Below are 6,855 nucleotides of genomic sequence, written 5' to 3'. Positions count from 1 at the left end.
GTTAATTTTTAAAATTTTAATTGTAAGAAACAAAGCGGTGTTATTTCATAAATAACACCGCTTTGTTTCACAGTTTATTAAACTTAATTTTACATTCATTTGGGAATAATGTTATAATAACATGAGCAAAATATAATGAAAGTTATAAAGGTGATGGTAATGAAAATATATGTTTTAAAAAAATATCAAAAATTTATTAATATTTTCTTTATTATTTTTCTTGTGTATATTTTATTTTCATCATCATTTTCAATTATTGATATTGCTGGTAATTATAATTTTTTAAATATTACATTAAATTTAATTTATCTTGTTTGATCTAGTTTTATTTTTCTCTTTTTTATGGGAATTTTAATGCAAATTTTAATTAATTTTAAACAATTGAAAAAGACAACAATTTCAGCGTGGAAATTAATTTTATTTTCTAATTGACAAATTATTATTTTATGACTTTGCAATATTGTTTTAATTTCATATATATTATTTTTTGGTTATACTTCAATAATTTTTCAATTGCAAAATATAATTGCATATGAAACAATATATTCTTTTTTAGTTATTTTATGCTATGTTTTTTATGCAATTTTTACCATTAGTTTTATTATAATGCTAATATTGTTTCGATTATATATTGGTTATTTAAAAAAGATTAATGATGTCATTGCTTCTAGTTATTATACATTTTGTAAATGTACTTTGACTAGTATTGTTGTCACTCAACATAACCAATTAACAATGTCAATTTTATTAATAATTTATCCAAATTATGATTTTAATCAATGATTTAAAAAAGCTACTATTGTTGATAATCTTCGTAAAACAGAATTATTAACACAGTTTAAAAAACAAACAACACCACCTAATCTTTACTTTAACTAAATTCAAATATTAACAAAAAAAGAAGAAAGAATGTGGAAAAATGACAGGTTTTAAGTTATTATTTAAAAACAATTTTAAAAACACAGTTAAAAATAAAATTCAATTTATTGGTTTAGTTGTTTTGGTATTTTTAACTAGTTTTATTTTTACAATTATTGCAGTTTCTAAACAACGAGTAGAAAATAATTATAATAGTTTTATTTCTGAACAATTAAGTAATCAACATGATTTTGTTGTTAGTTTTGCTAATTCCACTTATGTTAAAAATTCAAATAGGGAACTGGATCAGTTTGAAAAAATTACAGATAGTGGGATTCGTCAAAATGCAATTTTAGAATTTGTTAAAGAACAATTAAAGAATAGAGATGAACATTTTATTTATAACCGTGTTGAAGCACGAACATTTACATTGGGGAATAATAAAGTTATTAAAGCAGTAACATTAAATCTTCATCAAGAAATTGATAAATTTATTGTCGCTAATGGAATGCCATTAAGTGTTTATACGAAATATTTATTATCAATTAACCAAGAAACAATGCATTGGATTTATTTAACCCCTGAGTTTGCTCGCAAAAATAATATTAAAATTAATGATATTATTCGATTACAACCCGATAGGTATGGAACAACAATTAAAGTTGCTGATAGTGAATTAAAAGATGTTGATTTAACTCCATATGAAAAAGAAGATATTAATAAATGATTGCCGAAATCACCATATGCAAATGAAAATTGGTTCCGAGTAGTTGGATTTGGACAATCAGCGGATTATGTTACGCCAATTATTGATGCAGTACATCCATTTCCGAATATGAAAAATGAAGGAATTGCATATTTAGATCCACGATTGTTTGGATTAGTTGAAGATACAGTTCAAGATACAGCTGGTAATAAATATCCAGTAACAAAATTAGATTTAACAAAACAAATTTTAATTCCAGAAAGTCAATTAGAGCGAGAAGTTTATTATGTTGGAAAATTTCAACAGACAAAAGTTGAACAAATGCGAAATAATTATAGTCAAACAATCAATAATTATTTAAATACTAATCAGGGGAAACATATTGGTTTACATGGATATTACGTCAAAACATTGTCAACTGGTTTACCAATTGCTACTTTTCGGACAGATAATCGTTATGAATTTGTGAAAAGAATTACATATTTTACATCAACATTAAATGCTTTTATTAGTGGTTCTTATATTTTAATTACGATTTTATTAATTATTTCGTTCTTTGTGTTAATTCTAGTTGTTCACCGGCAAATTGATGCAACTGGACCACAAAATGGATTATTACGAGCATTGGGATATCGACGCCGTGTTTTAACCTTTAGTTATATTTCCTATCCATTAATGATTGCATTAATTGGTGGGATAGTTGGTTATGGAACGGGGATTAGTGGCCAATTTACTGTTAAATATTTATTTGGTTCATATTTTAATTTACCATATGGAAATTTTGTATTTGCACCATTAGCATTAGTAACTTGTGTTTTATTTATTTTTGCTTTGTTAACTTGTGTCACAATGATTAGTGGAACAATTATAATGGTTTCAAGGACACCATTACAATTAATTCGTAAAGAAAAAACAGTTTCATATGGTCGTTTTAAAAAAAATGTTTATAAAATGTTTGCAATTCGTAAAACATTTGATGCACGATTTCAAGCAGTACAATTATCTAATTCAATTGGAAAAATGGTTGGGGTATCTTTAACGATGATTATTAGTACCATTATGATTACGATGTCAACAACAATTCCAATTATCTTACAGAATAATATTCGTTATTCATATGAAGGAGATAATTTTAAAACTTTAGTTGAATATAATAGTCCGATTTATAATTTACCAACAAGTTTTTTACGAACATATGATCCAAGTAAAAAGCCATGAGATAGTAAAAAAAGTCTTTTGATTAATACAAATATGACAAGAGATGTTAATCAATATCTTACTGACTTTGAAACAGGGCAAATTAATTCCGAAAATTTTGCTCCAACATATCAAGCAGATGATATGCGATCGTTATTATATCGTAATATTTCCAAAGAATTTTTACAAAGTAATAAATTAACTTCAACTAATCCGGATTTATCAAAAGCAATTTGTAGCACAACATGAGGTGACTACAATGATTTTGGTTTAAATCTTTTAACAAAATCAACCATTGAGAAATATTTACGAACAACAGAAACAGCACGGGAACATATTGATATGTTAGAAAAATATCGATTATTTTATTGAAAATATCGGGAAACTGTTGGATTAAACATTAAACGTACAGATTATTTTGATTCACGAGGGAATTTAAATTTAAATGATAAGTTAGGGAAAAATATTTTTACCCAGAGTGATTATAAACGAGATTTTGGAGAAGGAAATCCAACGATTAAATTAGTAAATAATTATTTTCGTCCAGCATTAGAACAACCATTGTCTGTATCTTTTTATGATGTTTTAGATTCAGCAACAGGAAATGAATTTAATACAAGTTTAAAAAAACCAATGTATGATTTATATAATTGAATTTATGGTTACTTTGTGGAAAATGTTAATCAATGTTTTATTCAAGGAGTATATTCACGTTCTCCACAAACTGTCCGATTAAAAATGCAAAAAGCATTTAATCAAAAAAATAGTAATTTTAATTTAACCTTTGGAGTAATTCCGTTTAATCCATTAACAGATGATCGGGGGACAATGATTAATGCTGAATTAAATAGTATTGAGTTTAAAATTTACGGAATTAATCACACATTTAAAAATCAAGCATTAACTAATAAAAATAATGTGAATTTAAATGAAAAATTATTTACAGCAAGTAATAATATTGTTTTAAATGAAACATTAGCTAAACGATTAAATTTTACAGTTGGAAATCAAATTAGTCCGCGACTGATTCGCAAAGCGTTAGTTGCTAGTGAACAAGATGCTACTTCGGATCAAATTTTACAAGCTTGAGATGCAAGCGATATAACAGGTAATAATACTCAAGCACAAGGACGAGTTGGTAAATTAATGTTTAATGGGGATAATAAATATAAAAATAAGGTTTTAAAAGATGGAAATAATGAACATGTTTTAGAAAGTAAAATTGATGCACTTGACCCTAATTTTACAAAACCATCAATTTTAAACGATAAAATTGTTAATAGAAGTTATCGGGTAAGTAATGAAACGAAGAACGAATCCTTTACCGTTGTTGGTATTACTAATCAATATGGTTCACCACGAGCTTGAATTAATGAAAATAGGGCACAACAATTACTAGGATATGATAAAACCCGAAATTATTTATTACAATTATTTTTAAACGAATGAACAAATTCATTTATTAAAAACAATGATAAATTAGCACCATCTAAACGAAAAAGTTTAGAATTATTAGAAAAATTTATTAAAGAGCATTCAAGTACACCTGTTGATAAGTTATGGAATGAGTTTGTTAAATATTGAAAAGCACATCAAAGTGCAGTTAATTGTATTGCTGTATTTGAAAATGAATATCCAATTTTTAATTATAAAATTTCTAATAGTTCCAAAATTGATGATATTGAAACCGGATTAGGAACAAGTCAGTTATTTGGTGACTATAGTTTTTATGGTTTAAATGCTGGTATTAGAAGTGAAATTTCCTATCCACCATATGCAAATAGTACTTTTAGTAATTTAATGCCAATTGCTGAAGCTCAAGCAATTTTAGGAAATATTTCAAAAGCCGTTAATGGTATTATTTTCTTTATTATTGGTATTTCTTTTGTATTAAGTTTTATGATTATTATTTTAACAAGCAATATTGTTATTGCGGAAAATCAAACAATTATTGCAACAATGAAAGTATTAGGATATCGAAATCGTTATATTACAAAATTAGTTATTGGAATGTATATTCCTATTATTGTAATAATGACAATTGCCGGCTTTGGTTTTGGATGATTATTTTTAATTATTTCTAACATGATATTAATTCGAATTGGAATAGTTTTACCACTGTTTATGAATATTATGATTCCATTTATTGCAATTGGCAGTGGTTTATTATTATACTTTATTGCATATTTAATTAGTTGATTTAATATGAATCGGATTAATCCATTGATTGCAATTATGAATGCGGATTAAGGAGGAATTAAAATGAAAAAATTACTGGCAACTATTGCAATTGGTATTTTAACTTCAGGACCAGTAATGTCTGTAGTTAGTTGTACTAAAAATGATAATTGAAATAATATTCCAATTGCTCCACCAGTTTTACCAGTTGAAGTAACTGGTTTTGCTGGAATTGATTTTAAAACAATTAATCCACAAAATAATAAACAGACTATTCCTGAATTATTACAACAATTGGCACAATTGTTTAAAGAAACAAAATGAAACTTTGAACAGTTAATAAAAAATTATAAATTTAATAATCAATCAAAACCAGTTAATAAAATTGATTTGTATCGCAATGGTCAGTATGAATTAAATTTTAGTGATGGAACAACTTTAAATACAATAAAAATTAATAAAACAGTAACAACTTCAAATCATTTAGCTGATAAAGTAAAAAGTATTGATTTAGGTCAAATTACTGATGCACGACCAAAAACAATTTTAATTGCCATTATTTTTAACAATATGCAACTTATTTCAGAATTAGATAAGTTTGGTGAATTTTTTATTGGTGAACAAACATCAACTATATGAAACAAACAAATTGACAGAGTTGATAAAATTGAAGTTGAACCTGATCAAACTGGCGCAACTTTAATTTCAGGAAATGACCATTGATCGGAACATAATAACCCAGCAACAGATTATTATGGTTCAGTTAAAGTACATTTTACTGTTGTGGCACCAAAACCACCAACAGTAAAAGAAGATTTGGGACAAATGAACTTAACAATAAATTTAGGCAAATTACCAAAGGTAAACATTTTACAAGTAATGATGATGTTTATTAGTGTTAATTTTGTTAGTCAGTTAAATCGACTAAGTGCTTTATTAAATGATTTATATTTAGATATTAATCCGGATAAAAAAAGTGGAACAATTACTGCCTATGAGAAATCAGAATATTATACTGGTAGTATTAACGTAACTTTTAGTTAATTATACATATTAATAGAAACCGCTTGATTAGCGGTTTTTAATTATTTGCATTAATTTTATTATTTAGCAATTTATTATTTATTTTTAATAATTTGATTAAAATATTTATTTTTAAATTAAAAATATGGTATAATTACAATAGAAAAAATGGTTCCATAAGAAAATTCTAGGATGTAATAATTATAAAATTTATTAAATGATTTTAAATTAATTATGTAAGGAGTTTTTATGTTGAAAGATATTTTTTATATAATTATTTGCATTAATTTTATTATTTAGCAATTTATTATTTATTTTTAATAATTTGATTAAAATATTTATTTTTAAATTAAAAATATGGTATAATTACAATAGAAAAAATGGTTCCATAAGAATAAAGATTACAAGAAAATAATAAAAATAATAAAAATATTTATTTATAATAAAAAAATATCATAAAATAAATAAATAAAAAATATAAAATTAAACACACTAAAAAATAATTTATTAAATTTTAATTAATAAATACATATTTTATTATTTTAATAACATATTTTATGAGTTAATTTACATATTATTAATTAATTAAAATATAATAAACTTATTTAGTTTAAACACAAAAACTTAATAATTTAAAATTATTTAATTAAACTTAAACTATTCAAAAAATTAAATGGTGTCTAAAAAATATAAAATTAAACACACTAAAAAATAATTTATTAAATTTTAATTAATAAATACATATTTTATTATTTTAATAACATATTTTATGAGTTAATTTACATATTATTAATTAATTAAAATATAATAAACTTATTTAGTTTAAACACAAAAACTTAATAATTTAAAATTATTTAATTAAACTTAAACTATTCAAAAAATTAAATGGTGTC

At 23.9% G+C, this 6,855-nt stretch carries 3 protein-coding genes; all 3 read left to right on the top strand.

Annotation, left to right across the window (positions count from 1 at the left end; all coding sequences use genetic code 4):
* Positions 1–159: 159 nt before the first annotated feature.
* From C6B38_RS07870 to C6B38_RS07860, 3 genes are read left to right on the top strand one after another with little or no spacing between them, the layout of a single operon-like run.
* A complete protein-coding gene (locus C6B38_RS07870) occupies positions 160–879 on the top strand; it encodes a hypothetical protein (protein ID WP_004028688.1) in 720 nt (239 codons plus the stop codon).
* 40 nt (positions 880–919) lie between these two features.
* Entirely contained in the window at positions 920–5,011 is a 4,092-nt protein-coding gene (locus tag C6B38_RS07865; protein WP_105299215.1) for an ABC transporter permease, read from the top strand.
* A gap of 12 nt (positions 5,012–5,023) precedes the next feature.
* Positions 5,024–5,983, top strand: coding sequence for a hypothetical protein (locus tag C6B38_RS07860; protein ID WP_105299214.1), 960 nt, complete (start codon positions 5,024–5,026; stop codon positions 5,981–5,983).
* Positions 5,984–6,855 lie beyond the last annotated feature (872 nt).

Origin of the sequence: Spiroplasma sp. ChiS, from assembly GCF_002968355.1 — a bacterium.
GTDB lineage: Bacteria > Bacillota_I > Bacilli_A > Mycoplasmatales > Mycoplasmataceae > Spiroplasma > Spiroplasma citri.
The sequence above is the reverse complement of the archived record's forward strand: the minus strand, read 5'-3'. Positions and strand labels throughout refer to the sequence as shown.